The 15,665-nt window shown below is 34.5% G+C and carries 15 protein-coding genes, 1 tRNA gene and 1 rRNA gene; 7 read left to right on the top strand and 10 right to left on the bottom strand.

The window, feature by feature from the left end:
• The 6 genes from TA89_RS12255 to fsa all read left to right on the top strand — a co-directional run.
• A partial coding sequence (locus tag TA89_RS12255) for a BglG family transcription antiterminator (RefSeq protein ID WP_040213750.1) occupies window positions 1–1,785 on the top strand: 1,785 nt, incomplete at its 5' end.
• Window positions 1,778–2,227: a PTS sugar transporter subunit IIA gene (locus TA89_RS12260; RefSeq protein WP_040213752.1), complete on the top strand. Its 450-nt coding sequence runs from the start codon at window positions 1,778–1,780 to the stop codon at window positions 2,225–2,227. The genes TA89_RS12255 and TA89_RS12260, both read left to right, overlap by 8 nt.
• Before the next feature lie 18 nt (window positions 2,228–2,245).
• Window positions 2,246–2,560: a PTS fructose transporter subunit IIB gene (locus TA89_RS12265; protein WP_040213753.1), complete on the top strand. Its 315-nt coding sequence runs from the start codon at window positions 2,246–2,248 to the stop codon at window positions 2,558–2,560.
• A 16-nt stretch (window positions 2,561–2,576) separates the two neighbouring features.
• Window positions 2,577–3,629, top strand: a complete 1,053-nt coding sequence (locus TA89_RS12270) for a PTS fructose transporter subunit IIC (protein WP_040213754.1) — start codon at window positions 2,577–2,579, stop codon at window positions 3,627–3,629.
• Window positions 3,630–3,672: 43 nt separating this feature from the next.
• The gene (locus tag TA89_RS12275; RefSeq protein WP_040213757.1) at window positions 3,673–4,326 is read left to right on the top strand and encodes a bifunctional 4-hydroxy-2-oxoglutarate aldolase/2-dehydro-3-deoxy-phosphogluconate aldolase; all 654 of its coding nucleotides are present in this window, start codon (window positions 3,673–3,675) and stop codon (window positions 4,324–4,326) included.
• Window positions 4,327–4,345: 19 nt separating this feature from the next.
• Window positions 4,346–4,993, top strand: a complete 648-nt coding sequence (gene fsa, locus TA89_RS12280) for a fructose-6-phosphate aldolase (protein ID WP_040213760.1) — start codon at window positions 4,346–4,348, stop codon at window positions 4,991–4,993.
• A gap of 166 nt (window positions 4,994–5,159) precedes the next feature.
• Here fsa and TA89_RS12285 read toward each other — a convergent pair whose 3' ends face one another.
• The 4 genes from TA89_RS12285 to TA89_RS18625 all read right to left on the bottom strand — a co-directional run bounded on the left by TA89_RS12285 (window position 5,160) and on the right by TA89_RS18625 (window position 10,035).
• A complete protein-coding gene (locus TA89_RS12285; protein WP_040213761.1) occupies window positions 5,160–6,716 on the bottom strand; it encodes an ABC-F family ATP-binding cassette domain-containing protein in 1,557 nt (518 codons plus the stop codon).
• A gap of 324 nt (window positions 6,717–7,040) precedes the next feature.
• Window positions 7,041–8,102: a CPBP family intramembrane glutamic endopeptidase gene (locus TA89_RS12290; protein ID WP_040213763.1), complete on the bottom strand. Its 1,062-nt coding sequence runs from the start codon at window positions 8,100–8,102 to the stop codon at window positions 7,041–7,043.
• Window positions 8,103–8,401: 299 nt separating this feature from the next.
• Entirely contained in the window at window positions 8,402–9,637 is a 1,236-nt protein-coding gene (locus TA89_RS12295) for a competence/damage-inducible protein A (RefSeq protein WP_040213764.1), read from the bottom strand.
• Window positions 9,638–9,897: 260 nt separating this feature from the next.
• Window positions 9,898–10,035 (bottom strand): hypothetical protein, encoded by a 138-nt coding sequence (locus TA89_RS18625; RefSeq protein ID WP_187119303.1) that lies wholly within the window; start codon window positions 10,033–10,035, stop codon window positions 9,898–9,900.
• Between the two features lie 406 nt (window positions 10,036–10,441).
• Here TA89_RS18625 and TA89_RS18630 point away from each other — a divergent pair, with 406 nt between their 5' ends.
• A complete protein-coding gene (locus TA89_RS18630) occupies window positions 10,442–10,597 on the top strand; it encodes a hypothetical protein (protein ID WP_187119304.1) in 156 nt (51 codons plus the stop codon).
• A 61-nt stretch (window positions 10,598–10,658) separates the two neighbouring features.
• Here TA89_RS18630 and TA89_RS12300 read toward each other — a convergent pair whose 3' ends face one another.
• From TA89_RS12300 to rrf, 6 genes are all read right to left on the bottom strand, one after another.
• Complete coding sequence (locus TA89_RS12300) at window positions 10,659–11,273, bottom strand: histidine phosphatase family protein (protein ID WP_040213765.1); 615 nt, start codon at window positions 11,271–11,273, stop codon at window positions 10,659–10,661.
• 96 nt (window positions 11,274–11,369) lie between these two features.
• Window positions 11,370–12,323: an ROK family protein gene (locus TA89_RS12305; RefSeq protein ID WP_040213766.1), complete on the bottom strand. Its 954-nt coding sequence runs from the start codon at window positions 12,321–12,323 to the stop codon at window positions 11,370–11,372.
• Window positions 12,324–12,466: 143 nt separating this feature from the next.
• Window positions 12,467–12,703 carry a hypothetical protein gene (locus tag TA89_RS12310; RefSeq protein WP_040213769.1) on the bottom strand — a complete coding sequence of 79 codons (237 nt, stop codon included), beginning with the start codon at window positions 12,701–12,703 and terminating at the stop codon, window positions 12,467–12,469.
• 160 nt (window positions 12,704–12,863) lie between these two features.
• The gene (gene fusA / locus TA89_RS12315; protein WP_040213771.1) at window positions 12,864–14,954 is read right to left on the bottom strand and encodes an elongation factor G; all 2,091 of its coding nucleotides are present in this window, start codon (window positions 14,952–14,954) and stop codon (window positions 12,864–12,866) included.
• A 464-nt stretch (window positions 14,955–15,418) separates the two neighbouring features.
• Window positions 15,419–15,493, bottom strand: a tRNA-Asn gene (locus TA89_RS12320).
• A gap of 6 nt (window positions 15,494–15,499) precedes the next feature.
• Window positions 15,500–15,616: ribosomal RNA gene (rrf, locus tag TA89_RS12325) — 5S ribosomal RNA — on the bottom strand.
• Between the last annotated feature and the right edge of the window lie 49 nt (window positions 15,617–15,665).

Below are 15,665 nucleotides of genomic sequence, written 5' to 3' on the forward strand. Positions count from 1 at the left end.
AAGTTATCAGGCAATCTATCAGAAAAGATGGAACTATTACATTCTCTAAACTCTATGAATGAAAAAACACAAGAATTTTCTACAAAGGAGAGACAACTAGAGATAGTAAGGTTTCTATTGGTTGAAGAGAAAACGATATCTTATCAAAAGTTGTCCGATCACTTTTTAGTAAGCAAAACTTCTATAGCAAAGGATATGGAAGTAATTAGTTCTTATTTAAACGAAGAAACTGTATCAATACAATCAAATAAAAAAGGAACTAAAATAGTTGGAACAGAAATTCAAATACAAAATTCTTTAAAGATTTTTTCAGATATTTTATTAGAAGAAAATAAATGTTTAGCAGAGGAAGATTTCTTTAAAGCAGGTCCAAATATATTAAAAAAAGTATATCCTGATAAAATCGTAGAAATGGCATTTAAAATATCCAGTGATATTGAAGATACTTTAAATATAGATTTATCAGATTATTACTTAGAATCCTTAGTTGTGACCTTAATAGTATTTATATATAGAATATCTAAAAGAAATCATGTTCAGTTTGAAAGAAAATTTGTATTTGAAGAGATAAAGACCTTAGAAACTTATTTGATAGCTAAAAGTATATTAGAATCCATTTCCAAAGAATTAAATATTAGCTTTAGTGAAAGTGATTTAGACTATTTGAATAGACAGCTTATGGCTCATGGTTTAAAACCTAAAATAAAAAATAAAACTGAAACAAAGAAATACAGAAAAATAGTATCTGACATAATTAAAGAAATGAGTACTGTAATGCACGTGGACCTTACAAAAGATCAAAAGCTCTTCGATGGAATTATGTTTCATTTAATTCCAATGGAATACAGGCTTAAGATGGGAATAAGGATTCAAAATCCTTTATTATGTGAGATAAAGACACAATACTCAGTGACCTTTAGTGCAACTTGGTATGTGATGGCTAAGGTAGAATCTGTACTAGGCATAACCCTTACAGAAGATGAAGTAGCATTTATAATGGTACATTTCCAAGCAGCTATTGATAGAAACATGCAAGTTAAAAAGATTCTAATTGTGTGCCCTACAGGTATAGGATCATCAGAATTGATTGCTAACAAAATAAAGAGGTTCTTACCATCACAGGATATAGTAGAGGTTGTACCTATGCGTAAGATTTATGAAAATGATATTGATAATGTAGATCTTATAATTTCTTCAGTTCAATTAGATATACATGAGAAACCTGTAATTTACGTTTCTCCCTTAGTAACCAATTATGATTTAAAAAATATATCAAATTTCTATGCTGATATTTTTTATACAGACAATTCCTTAGCAAATGGAGTTGAAAAATATACCTTTAAACACCTTTCAGAAGTTTTAGATAGGGATTTTATTTTTGCAGGTCGCAGCTATACTTCTAAAGAAGAATGTCTTATGGAAATTATAAAAGCTATGGAAGAAAAGCAAGAGGTATATGACGGGTTTAAGGAATCCATTTTAGAAAGAGAGAAACTTGGAACAACTGCCTTAGAATCAGGAGCTGCAATACCACATGCATCTCCGGATACCGTTAAAAACAGTAAAGTAGCTATTATGACTTTAAAAAATTTTATTCGTTGGGATAATAGGTATGTAAATACTATTATTTTAATATGCATTGCAAAAAAAGATATACACAAAATTAAAAACATCTTATCTGAGATATACCAAATTGTTGAAAATAAAGATAATATCAATTATTTATTAGCTGAAAAAAAAGAAACAGAAATAATCGAAGCTTTGGGAGGTGTTTTACTTGATTAATAAGGAATTAATCGTTTTAGATTCAAATTTGTCAAACAAAGAAGATATCATAAGATTTTTAGGAAAAAAGGCTTATGATTTAGGATACATTACTAATTTAGATCATTACATTGAAGCTGTAGAAAAAAGAGAAAAGGAATTTTCCACAGCGGTGGGGTACGGAGTAAGCATTCCCCATGGAAAATCAGAAGCTGTCAATGAAGCTTTCATTGCCTTTATGAGAAGTGAAAGCCCTATTGTATGGGATGAAGAAGAGAATAAACCAGTTAGGCTGATATTTTTAATAGGAGTTCCTGAAAATAAGAAAGAAACACTGCATTTAAAGATACTAGCTCAAATAAGTAAAAAGCTTATGGATGAAGAATTTAGAAATAATATGGTTAATGAAAATAAAGCTAAGGTTTTCGAATTATTAATGGAAATTGAAGAAAATATAAAATAAATTAAGGAGGACTTAAAAATGAAAATTGTAGGAGTTACAGCATGTCCAACAGGAGTTGCACATACTTATATGGCACAAGAGGCTTTAGAAAAGGAATGTAAAAAAAGAGGTTATGAAGTTAAAATTGAAACTCAAGGAAGTATAGGAATAGAAAATGAGTTATCACAAGAAGAGGTAGATGAAGCAGATGTTGTAATATTAGCGGTAGCTGTATTTATAGAGGGGGAAGAGCGTTTCGAGGATAAATTGATTTTAAATGCAGATGTTAATGATGCTATTTCACATCCAGCGAAAATTATAGATGAAGCGGAAAAGCTATTTAATAATAAATAAGAGGGAGTGGGATATAATGAAACTTAAAGCAATCTTGAAAGACATTCAAAAATCATTTTTAAGTGGTGTATCTTTTATGATGCCAGCTGTTGTAGCTGGGGGTATAATGTTAGCTATTTCTTTAGCTACTGGTGATAAAACCCAAACTGGTGTAGTTATAACAAATGAATTCATGAAGCAGATTAATCTTTTAGGTAAAGCTGCTTTTGCAATGATGATTCCTATTTTAGGTGGTTACATATCATATACTATTGCTGGTAAGCCTGGTCTAGCTCCAGGTATGATACTTGGTTACCTTGCAAATAATCCTGTAAACGTAAACGGTGTTGATGTAAAATCAGGATTCTTAGGTGCCATGCTGCTTGGAGTTGGAGCTGGATATTTAGTAAAGTGGATGAAATCCTGGAAGGTCAATAAAACAATTAAAACCATACTACCGATTTTGATTATTCCTACTATTTCATTGTTTGTGCTTGGCCTACTTTATATCTATGTAATAGCCACTCCATTATCTATATTTATGAGTGGAATTACAAGTATTATGAGCAGCTTAAACGGAACCAGCGCAATATTACTTGCAATCTTTATTGGTCTATTTGGTGAAGTGGATATGGGCGGTCCAATCACAAAATCTGTATCCATGTTTACTTTAGCATTAATGAATGAAGGAATATACGAACCTAATGGAATGTTTAGAATAGCAGTAGCAGTACCTCCTTTAGGAATATTTTTAGCAACTCGTTTCTTTAAGAATAAATTTAATCAAGGCGACAAGGATACTGCCGTAGCAGCTGGTATTATGGGCTTAATAGGAATTACAGAAGGAGCAATCCCCTTTGCAGTTGCTGATATGAAACGCGTTCTTCCATCAACAATGATTGGAACAGCAGTTGGATGCGTAGTTGGAGCTATAGGAAAAGTAAAATGTTATGTACCTCACGGTGGTTTTATAGTTCTACCAGTTGTAGAAAATAAAATTTGGTTTATCGCAGCAATTATTATCGGATCTTGCGTTACTGCATTACTCTTAGGAATATTAAAGCCTCGTATAGAAGAACCCGCTGTGTAGGTAATAACAAATAATATAAAATTTTAATTGGAAAGGTGAAGATATGAAAAAGAATACCATTCAATTCATTGAAGAAAATAAAATAATAGCAATATGCAGAGGAATTTATGGACAAAACCTAGTGGATTTAGTTTCCGCTCTTTATGAAGGTGGAGTAAAACTAGTTGAAGTTACCTTCAATCAAGGAGATAAGGATTGTATTAATAAGACTTCTGAAGCCATTAAGTTACTAACTTCAACTTTTAATGGGAAGGTAAGTATTGGCGCAGGAACAGTAGTTACTCTGGAACAGGTTTTTGCAGCTAAAAGTGCAGGAGCAGAATACATCATATCACCTAATGTAAATACAAAGGTCATAGAAGCGGCAAACCAGCTGGATATGGTTACAATTCCAGGGGCAATGACTCCAACAGAAATATTAGATGCACATTTTGCAGGAGCAGACTTTGTAAAATTATTTCCAGCAGGGTCCTTAGGATTAACTTATGCAAAAGATTTACTTGGACCTATTAATAATGTTAAGCTCATAGCTACAGCAGGTATAACTCCAGATAATCTGGGAGATTTCCTTAAATTAGGCTACTCAGGAGCCGGAATAAGCAGTTATCTTACAGATAAGAATTTAGTTAATGAAAATAAGTTTGATATTCTTAAAAAACATGCTGAAGAGTTAGTAGCCATAGCAAAAGGATTATAGAAAGCAGGTTATAGATATTATGAAATTTTTCTTAGATACAGCAAATGTAGATGAAATAAAAAGAATTAATGAATTAGGATTAGTAGATGGTGTTACAACAAACCCTACTATAATTTCAAGAGAAGGTAGGGATTTTGAAGAAGTTATTAAGGAAATTTGTAGTATTGTAGATGGACCAGTAAGTGCTGAAGTAATTTCTTTAGACTCAGAGGGTATGGTTCGGGAAGCTAGAGAATTATCAAAATGGGCTAATAACGTAGTAGTAAAGATTCCTATGACAGAAGCAGGACTTAAGGCTGTGCACATATTGTCTAAAGAAGGAATAAAGACAAATGTTACATTAATATTTACAGTAGCCCAAGGGTTGATGGCTGCAAAGGCTGGAGCAACATATATAAGTCCTTTTCTAGGAAGATTAGAAGATATAGGAACAGACAGCTTAGCTTTAATTAAAAATTTAAGAGAAGTTTTAGATTTCTATGGTTTTAAAACAGAGATTATTTCTGCCAGCGTCAGAGGGATAAAGCATGTAGAGGCAGTTGCAGCGGTAGGTTCTCACATAGCTACAATTCCCGGAAACCTATTCCCTAAATTATGGTCTCATCCATTAACTGATAACGGCATTGACCAATTTTTAAAGGATTGGAACAAATTTAAAAATAAATAAATCTTTTATTTTCTATTCTTTAATTTAAAATATGTACTTGAGATAATAGAAAATATAAAAAAATCCTAGGATATGATATAAAAATATCTCCTAGGATTTTATCTTTTCCATACACAATTATTTCTGTTGTTTTGTCACTTGTCAGGTGCCTGGCACCTGGTTGTCTCTATATTATTTTTAACGTCCAATCCTCACAGTTCCACACCTCAGTAGCCACATCATTATAGAATTCCGGTTCGTGGGATACAAGGAGGATGCTTCCTTTATATTCTCTTAAGGCTCTTTTCAGCTCCTCCTTGGCGTCTACGTCCAGGTGGTTTGTGGGCTCGTCAAGGATCAATATGTTTGTTTCTTTGTTTATTAGCTTGCAGAGTCTTACCTTTGCCTGCTCTCCTCCGGAAAGCACCACTACCTTGCTTTCTATATGTTTGGTGGTTAGACCGCACTTTGCAAGGGCTGCTCTTACTTCATACTGGGTGAAGTGTGGGAAGGCTTCCCAAACCTCTTCTATGCAGGTTTTGTAGTTTGCTTCCTTTATCTCCTGCTCGAAGTAGCCTATTTCCTGATAGTCTCCTGTTTCTACTTCTCCGCTTATTGGGCTTATAAGTCCCATGAGACTTTTTAAAAGAGTGGTTTTACCAAGACCGTTGGCTCCTACTAGAGCAATTTTCTGTCCTCTTTCCATCCTGAGGTTCAGTGGTCTTGTTAAGGGTTCATTGTAGCCTATAACCAAATCTCTTGCTTCAAAAATCATCTTTCCTGAGGTCCTTGCCTGCTTGAAGTTGAATTCAGGCTTTGGTTTTTCAGGAGCAAGCTCTATGATGTCCATTTTATCCAGCTTTTTCTGTCTTGCCTTTGCCATATTGGAGGTGGCAACCCTGGCTTTATTTCTGGCTATGAAATCTTCAAGCTTGGCAATTTCCTGCTGCTGCCTTTCATAAGCAGCCTCCAGCTGTTCCTTTTTAGCCTCGTAAACCCTTCTGAAATTTTCATAATCACCTACATATCTGGTTAACTGTCTGTTTTCCACATGATAAATAAGGTTAATTACACTGTTTAAGAAAGGAATATCGTGGGATATTAAAATAAATGCATTTTCATAGTTTTGAAGATATCTCTTAAGCCATTCTATATGCTGCTCATCCAGGTAGTTAGTGGGCTCGTCAAGAAGGAGAATATCCGGTACCTCTAAAAGAAGTTTGGCAAGAAGCACCTTGGTTCTTTGTCCTCCGCTTAGGTCTGAAACATCCCTATCAAGCCCTATATCCTTGAGACCAAGACCAGCAGCTATTTCCTCTACCTTGGCATCTATTACATAAAAACCGTTGTGATCCAGCATATCTTGAATGATACCTATATCATTCATCATTTTATCCATTTCCTCTGGGGAAGCATCCGCCATCTTATCGTACATCTCTAGGGTTTCTGACTCTAAATCAAAGAGATACTGAAAGGCTTCTCTAAGTACATCTCTTATAGTTTTCCCCTTTTCCAGCTGGGCATGCTGATCCATGTATCCAACCCTTACCCTGTTGCTCCATTCCACTGTTCCTTCGTCTGGAGCAAGCTTTCCTGTTATTATGTTCATGAAGGTGGATTTACCTTCTCCATTAGCTCCTATAAGTCCTACATGTTCTCCTTTTAAAAGCCTAAAGGATACATCTTCAAAAATCCCTCTATCTCCAAAGCCGTGGCTCACATTTTTCACCGTTAAAATACTCATTATTTTCTCTCCTTAATTTATATATATCTAATGTATAGGTGTAAATTTCAATTAAGATTTGCGTATAATTTTTAAAAATAAACTTCCTTAGATATTGTAAAGTATACAAATAGGGGCTGTCAATTTGAATATAAAAAAACCTTCAGCCTGTTAAGCTTTCAAAAATTATCAAGCAGGGAATCTTAAGAAGATAATATAAAATTAAAGGCATGAAACCTCTTATATATCTCCACTTAAACAGTTTTTTTATTCTAACTGCTTCTGTAAATAGAAGATATTACCCTTATGGTTTCATGCCTTTTTTAATTAATAATATCTAAAACTTTAAAATCTTAGGTTGTCCAGAATCATTATAAAGATAAATAGCGCAATGCTGAGTATGAAGGGAGAGTTTAAAGGGTTATCAAAGGACTTCTTTTTTCTCTCATGGTTACTGTGCTCTTCAGGAGGTATAACATTATTATTTTCATCATAGCTGCTATAATCTTCAGGATATATACTATTGCCTTCTTTCTCTGGATTATAAGCATATTTATGTTCCTTAAAAGTATAAAGATTATCCACTTCTAAAGTTTGTCTTAAAGCTTTGTCTCTTTTCATTCTTTTTAAGGTTATTACTATAAAGAACAGAAATACTAAAGCCAGTACTGCAAGCATAGCTAGTGATCCAAGCTTCATGCTCCAGGGAATTGCAGTTAAATCATTTTGGGCTGAGTTCATCTCTAAATTCATCTTTTTGGAAGCGGCATTGGTTATCTTACTTAAGGTTACCTGAAAACCATTAAATAAAAAATGGGCAAGCACGCTGGAATAGATGCTTCCTGTTATTCTTACAAGATACGCAAAAAGTGCTCCTAAAGCAGCAGTATATAGAAACTGCTGGGCATTTAAATGCAGTATTCCAAATATTAAACCGGTGAAAATTGAAGCTTCAAATAAGGATTTTTTCCTATAACCGCTTAAAACTATGCCTCTTATGGTGATTTCTTCAAACACCGCAGGTACCACAGCCATTATAAACAAAAGAAGCAGATAGGGATAGCCTGATATTATATCGAAAACCTCCGCTACCTTATTAGGAAAAAACAAACCGGTGGCATAGGATAAAAACCATGCTACAGGCTGTGAAAATAAAGCTATCAAAACCACTCTAAAAGTATCCTTACCAGATAATCTTTTGAGGCTTAAGGTACTTTTTACATTTTCACCTGTGATTATAAAATATATAATAACGGGAACAAATAAAAATAACAATTGCGTTGCCACCATAAATTGAGGAAGGTTCAGCCCAAAAGAAACTAAAACAGGAGCTATAAATCTCCCCCCTAAAAATTGTATAAGAATCAATATAAGAGCAAATAAATTTGCTTTGTAAGTCGGTTTCATAGTCTCATCCACCTTTTTAGTTATTTAGACTTTTATTATACCTCATACCTTTTAATAAACTTTGGATAATGTGTATAATATTTAAAAATTTAGGTGAGAATAATATTAAGGTAATAATAGTGCCTCTCCCCATTTTAAATATATAATAAAATCCCTCTATAATTGGTTATCCTTTTAGAGGGATTTTTTCATTGAAGTTTACTTTTTCAGCTTATGTATTTTTGTCATGGACATATCTTACCTAAATTGTTTTTATTAAAAATCCTATTTTCCACAAAATAGTTTTTAAAGCTTATGAATTAAAGAAGCTCTCGTCTTATCCAGTCCAAAACAAAGGCTGTAGTTCTGTTTCTTATTCTTTCTCTGCTCCCGTTATAGTTAAGCTTTTTTACCTTTGTTACACCATTAATACATAAACCAGCATAAACCAGGCCTACAGGTTTTTCCTCAGTGCCTCCTCCAGGTCCTGCTATTCCTGTGGTAGACACTCCGATATCTGTTCCTGCTTCTCTCGCTATTCCTTCTGCCATCTCTCTTGCGGTTTCTTCACTCACTGCACCGTATTTTTCTAAGGTACTCTCTTTAACTCCCAGACGCCTCATCTTAGCTTCATTGGAATAAGTAACTGCACCTTCTACAAAAACCTGAGATATTCCCGGGTAGTTAATAAGCCGTGACGCCAGTAATCCTCCTGTGCAGGATTCAGCTACTGATATAGTAAGGTTTTTATCTATGAGAAGTTTTGCAACAACTTCCTCCATAGTTACTTCCCCTTCACCGTATACATTTTCTCCTAACCTGTCTCTAATCTGCTTTTCCACAGGCTTTATCATTTCTTCAGCCTTTTCTTCACTTTCTGCACTGGCTGTTATTCTAAAGGTTGTGTCAAACTGCTTTGCATAGGGTGCTATAGTGGGATTAGTCTGTCCCTGCAGGATATCCTTAATCTTGTCAGCGGCCTCACTTTCTCCGATACCAGCAATCCTAAGCACCTTTGATACAAAGACGCTGCTTCTAAATCTCTTTAAATAGGGGAATACAGATTCTTTAAACATTCTTTCCATCTCTGCAGGAGGCCCCGGTAAAACTATTATAGTCTTATTATTTTCCTCATCTTTTAATATTGCTCCCGGTGCTGTTCCGTTATTATTTTTAAGTATTATGGCATCCTTTGGAAAATAAGCCTGTTTTCTGTTATTTTCTCCGGGCTCTTTTTCCATCTTATTAAAATATCCCTTTATAAGCTCCCAGGATTCCTCATGAAAGACCAGCTCTTTATTAAAAAATTTAGCTGCGATTTCTTTAGTGATGTCATCATCGGTAGGTCCTAATCCTCCTGTGGTTATCACTAAATCACATCTGCTTAAAGCATCTTTAAAAGTAGCCAAAAGCCTTTCTTCATTATCACCCACTACAGTTTGTCTATATACGCTGATCCCAAGCGCTGCTAATTCTCTGGATAGGTATTGTGCATTTGTGTTTACAATATCCCCTAGTAAAAGCTCAGTTCCCACTGCAACTATCTCTGCCTTCATAATTAATTCACCGTCCTTAAGGATTTAATCCTTTTAAATAAAAAATATTATACCACAATAACCAAAAGCTGCCTACTGTCCAGCTAGGTATTACCCAGGCTAAACAGCAGGCAGATATGTTAAAAACCCTCTTTCCAACCCTTATTAACATAAAACAAAGTTAACATCAATATCTAAATCCATTACTCATAAACAGGATATTTAAATTAATATTCTAAATAAAACATAGTTTGGATTGGAAGGAGAGTTTAAGGCAGGGTTTATACATCTCCTCTGTCCGCTGACTGTTTTTTTGTTGTCCTGCTTACATTTTTTGCGGATTCTCTTGTAAGAGGTGTATCCCAATTGGATTTAAGCTTTCTTGCAAGTTTATTATCAGGCTGACTATCTTTTGTCATATGTATCCTCCTATGTTCCAAAATTAATGTCCTTTTACAATTATATATAATATTTTTTATAATATTCCATATTTAAAAGCTACTAATGGTTTTTATTTGCTATTTCCGGAACCGGCTTCACTTCATTCTTTTTAGTTTTCTGCCTTCTTTTGCTTTCCCAGGAACTTGGCTGATTCTTCTTTGCCATATCTTTTCCTCCTTTAATAGAGTACAATAATATTCTTTCTCTATTATTTTGAGTTTTCAAAGCTTTAATATACTGGCTTTCCTGTGGCTAAGATGGATTTTTAAGGCTGATTTGCATATGATATAAAGCTATAAAATTATTTAAAAAATATATACTATATATAAGATAGTAAATAAACTATGCTTTAATAAAACGTAAGCAGCCCGAAGGGAGATAATTATGAAAAAACACCAGAGGAAAAATGATAAACATGATTTTTTAAGAAATGGATCTAAAACACAAAATCAGTGGGCAAAAAATCATCTTCCTCAAGGTATTGAGGAGCCTGCTTTAAATGAAAGCGGCAAAAAGTTTAAGGAAGAAGGTTTTTACTAAAAAAAGCTCTATTTATTATCTGGTTTAACATATCCAGCAATAAATAGAGCTTAGTTTTATTTTATAAAAAATCGTAATGTGAGGTATCACCTGTAAGGATTACGTTGAATTCCCCTTTATCTATATTAACCTGAGTTAAGCTTGCCTGACCTACAATAGGAAGACTATGTATCTCATCAAAATTAAGATGATTGAAATAAGAAAGCATTATCTTTAAAGATATTCCGTGAGTAACAATAAGCACAGCCTCCTCAGGATGAGCTAAAATAATCTTATCCACTGTAGATATTATTCTTTCCTTGAAGGTAGCATAATCTTCACCTAAGTCCGGCACATATAAAGAAGGCCTGTAAAGAAGGTTATTATATTCCTTTTCATTTAAGGCTCGTATTTCTTCGTGGGTTAATCCTTCCCAGTTTCCAAAGCCCATTTCTCTTAATCCTTCATCTTTAATTATATCTATGTTTCTGTCCCCTCTGATTATTTCTGCTGTTACAGCAGCTCTTTCAGTAGGACTTGTATATATTTTCCGGAGAGGAATGCTGCTCATTCTTTTATGGAGGCTTTCAGCCTGTTTTATTCCTTTTTCCGTTAGAGGAGAGTTTTTCCATCCCTGAAATCTATTCATTAAATTCCATTCGGTTTCTCCATGCCTTGTTATATATAGTGTTGTCATTAATTCTTTCCTCCTGTATAAAATATTTATAAAAAATTATATTCATTTATCTAAATAAAGACAAATGAATATAACAATCTTCATATAGCTTTACATTCAGCTTTCCTGAGACTCTAACATAGCAAGTGCCAATGCTCCCATAGCTCCGGCATTGCTTCCAAGTCCTGCAGGAACAACTTTGCAGGATTCAGCCATGGTTTTAAAATTTCTTGTATTAACTACCTCTCTTACCTTATTAAATACTATTTCTCCCCCTTGGGATACTCCTCCCCCTATAATAACCATTTCAGGGTCAAAGCTTGTAATTATATTGGCTATGGTTATACCCAAATAATTAAGGGATTTGTCCAAAATATCTTTAGCTACCATATCACCCTTTGAAGCTTCTTTAAAAACTTCATATGCAGTAACATTTTCATAATTTTTAAGAGAGGTTTCCACCTTACTCTCTATGGCTTCCCTGGCTCTTTTAGCTATTGCAGTTCCTGAAGCTACTGCTTCTGCACAGCCTAGATTTCCACAATTGCATCTGGGTCCATCAGGGACTATAGTCATATGTCCTACCTCTAAAGCATTGGAGGTTGTTCCTCTGTAGATTTTTCCGTTTAGTATGGCACCGCCGCCTATGCCTGTACTTACAGTAACATATACCATATTATTGGTTCCTTTTCCTGCTCCTAAAAGATATTCTCCAATAGCGGCTACGTTTGCATCATTATCTAAATAAACAGGGACTTTAAATCTTTCCTTTAAAGGAAGAGTTATATTAAAGTTTTTAAAAGGAAGGTTTGGAGTTGTTATTATCATACCCTTTTCTGCATCTAAAGGACCGGGAGATCCAATACCAATAGCTTTAACATCCTCAATAGAAGCATTAAGGTCTCCAATCACTGTTTCTACGGATTTTATAATCCTTTCAAGCACTGCCTCTTCTCCCTCATGCGCAAGGGTAGGCAGGATGGTTTGAGCCTTAATGTTACCTTCCAAATTTCCTGCAGCACAGCAGATTTTTGTTCCTCCCAGGTCTATTCCCAGAAAATATTTACTCATAAATTCCCCTCCATAATCAATAATAATAGCTTGTACTACAAGATTGATAATGAATACTCCTGCAGAGCAGAAGTACCTTTATGTATATATATTATTTTTTTACTTATATATGTTAAATGAATTCCCTATCATTATAACAATATCTATTTAGATTTTAAAGCATGAATATAATATTTGCCTGCTGCATCCTGTCCCTGATTTATTATTTTAAAATTTTTATCATTTAAAAAGGAACAAATCATATTTATGTTCTCCTCATTAACCTGGTCAAGAGAAATGGTAAACTTATCATTGTGATCTACCACACCAATATAGTCATAAATATTACTATAATCACTGAGTCCTATGTTTCCGGTTATTTCCATGGTGTAATGTGACATAAATACTCACTCCTAATCTCTGCTCATGCTTTAATTCTAGTATCTCCATAAAGCAGCGACTTTATCCTAATTTTATATAGAGAAATATCTTTACTTTATAATATTTTATTCAATAAAAAGAGCAGAGATTTTAATCCCTGCCCTTTATAAATTACTTATATTACTGTGCTTCTGCCTTTAATGCCTTCGCATTTTCTATAATCTTAGAAACCTCAGAAGCAGGAACCTCTTCATATCTTTCAAAGGATGATCTGAAACTTCCCCTTGCCTGAGTCATAGATCTTAAATCAGTAGCATAATTAAACATCTCTGCCATAGGAACTTCTGCTATCACCTTCTGCACACCATCCTCAGGCTCCATGCCAAGAACTCTTCCCCTCTTTTTATTTATATCTCCTATAATATCTCCCATGTAATCATCAGGAACTGAAACCTCTAACCTTAATATGGGTTCTAAAAGTATAGGGGTTGCCTGCTCAAGTCCCTTTTTATAAGCTAAAGAAGCTGCAATTTTAAATGCCATTTCAGATGAATCTACAGGGTGGTAAGAACCATCATGAAGGGTTGCCTTAAGCCTTATAACAGGATATCCAGCCAGTACTCCATGGATGATGCATTCCTTAAGGCCCTTCTCTACTGCAGGGATATAGTTTCTTGGAACAACTCCTCCAACAACCTGATCTACAAACATAAGCTCATCGGAGCCATCATTTCTTGGTTCAAATTTTATCTTAACATCTCCATACTGTCCATGTCCTCCGGATTGTTTCTTATGTTTTCCCTGAACATCGGAAACTCCCTTTATTGTTTCTCTGTAAGGCACCTTAGGCATCTGAAGAGCAACCTCAACCCCGAACTTATTTTTAAGTTTGGAAGCTATTACATCAAGATGGGTTTCACCTACACCAGAAACTATTGTTTCTGCATTTTCAATATCCCTGGATACCTTAAAGGTAGGATCCTCCTCAACCAATTTACCTAGACCTGAGGATATCTTATCTTCATCTCCTTTGGATTTTGGCACTACTGCCATGGACATAACAGGATCAGGAAAGTTCATATTATCAAATTCTATATTAAAACCGGCATCGCATAAGGTATCACCGGTACCTGTATATTGAAGCTTAGCTACAGCACCTATATCCCCTGCAATTATTTCTTCTGCAGGCAGCTGTGATTTACCTCTTAAATAATATATGGAGCCAATTTTTTCATTTTTCTCTTTACTGGTATTAAGCACCTGGGTGTCCGGAGTTATTTTACCTGTTATAACTCTAAACATTGAAAGCTTACCTACAAATGGGTCAGCTATAGTTTTAAATACAAAGGCGGAAAATGGGTCTTTATCATTAAGGCTTATTCTAACCTCTTTATTGCTCTTTTTATCAATAGCTTTTTGAGATAATGCGTATTCCGGTGATGGGAAGCATTCAATTATATCATCAAGAAGGGTATCCATAGCTATAGCAGAGTAAGCACTTCCACACATTACAGGGGCGATATCTCCACTTACACTTCCGTTTATAAGTCCCTTATAAATTTCTTCATCACTGAGCTCACCTTCTGAGAAATACTTATCAAGTAAAACTTCATCAGTTTCAGCTACAGCTTCCATAACCATCTGCTTGCATTCTTCTACTTTATCTTCTAATTCAGGAGGGATTTCTCCAGGTTCCATCATCTTTGTCTTTGGGTTATATATTGAAGCGGTCCTTGAAATAATATTTATAACACCTTTAAATTCTGACTCCTTACCAATAGGATACTGAATAGGTACTACGGATATTCCAAAATGCTCCTTAAGCTGTGCAAGCACCTTATCAAAATCACTGTTTTCTCTATCTAATTTATTGATAAAAAAGGTTCTTGGTAATTTTATTTTATTAACATAAGACCAGGCCTTTTCTGTTCCAACTTCTACACCTGCTGCTCCGCAGACAACTATCATAGCTACGTCACAGGCTCTCATCCCCTGGATTTGCTCTCCAACAAAATCAAAATAACCTGGTAAATCTATCATATTAACCTTTACACCCTTCCATTCAAAGGGTGCCACTGTTGCTGACACTGATATCCTTCTCTTTTTTTCTTCTACATCATAGTCAGATACAGTATTTCCTTCGTCAACTTTTCCTAAACGATCAATGGTCTTGGTTGTGAATAATAATGCTTCTGCTAAAGAGGTCTTTCCTGATCCACTATGACCAAGAATCCCAACATTTCTAAGGTTGTTTATTTTGTACTCTTTCATAAGCCTTGCCATTAAGTTAAAATTTAACTTAATGGACTTCACCCACCTTTCCTTTAAAAATTTGACTGATTGCATCTATAATCTGCTGAAGCTATCAGCACATTGCAAATTTGAGTTACTATTTAAAAATATCCCCATTACTTTACTGAAATACGGAGTATTTATAAACAGCAAGTAATCCTTTACAGAGATACCGTTAATAATTTGAATATAATATTTATATTCTCTAGAAAATAAGAATTTCCTTTTAAAAATTTATTAAATTTTCTGAATATAAAATTAATTTAATTATACAATCTTATTATAAATATTACCACTAGAATTTTTTTTATTCAGCACAAAAAAGAGGGATTACTCTTCTTGTTTCTCATCCTTATTTGATTTATTACATCCACTTAGTTTAACTTATTATTATTTAAAATATACAAAAAAAACACTCAAGATTTATAATCTTGAGTGTTTTATGGCTCCGCGGAGAGGGCTCGAACCTCCAACCTATCGGTTAACAGCCGAGTGCTCCACCATTGAGCTACCGCGGAATACAGACCTGGCGACGTCCTACTCTCCCACACAGTCTCCCGTGCAGTACCATCGGCCCTATAAAGCTTAACCGTCGTGTTCGGAATGGGAACGGGTGTTACCTTTATGGCATTATCACCAGATAACAGGTACTTTATTATTATAATATCGACATTTATTATTGTCAATATC

It is taken from the genome of Clostridium polynesiense (assembly GCF_000820705.1).
GTDB classification, from domain to species: domain Bacteria; phylum Bacillota; class Clostridia; order Clostridiales; family Clostridiaceae; genus Clostridium_AA; species Clostridium_AA polynesiense.